Raw genomic sequence first — 228 nt, 5'->3', positions numbered from 1 at the left:
CGTACTCAGCCAGCGCATCTTCTTCACTGAATCAATCACCCATGCCGCGTTCCCGGGCGCCGTCATCGGCGTGGTCGGCGCGGCGCTGGTCTCGAGCAGCCATGAGGCTTTGTCTCTGGGACTGTTCATCGGTGCTGGCCTGGCCTCACTCGTCCTCGCGCTGTTGATGCATGGCGTATCGGCCCTGAAAGGAATTTCCTCGCAGGCGGCCGCCGGAATCACGCTCAC

General features: G+C 63.2%; 1 pseudogene. It reads left to right on the top strand.

From position 1 onward, the window contains the following. Positions 1-228: pseudogene (locus QP415_RS13245) on the top strand (metal ABC transporter permease); the annotation flags it as partial.

Origin of the sequence: Pauljensenia sp. UMB3104 (assembly GCF_030217285.1) — a bacterium.
Lineage (GTDB): Bacteria > Actinomycetota > Actinomycetes > Actinomycetales > Actinomycetaceae > Pauljensenia.
This window is presented reverse-complemented; position numbering and strand designations above follow the sequence as displayed.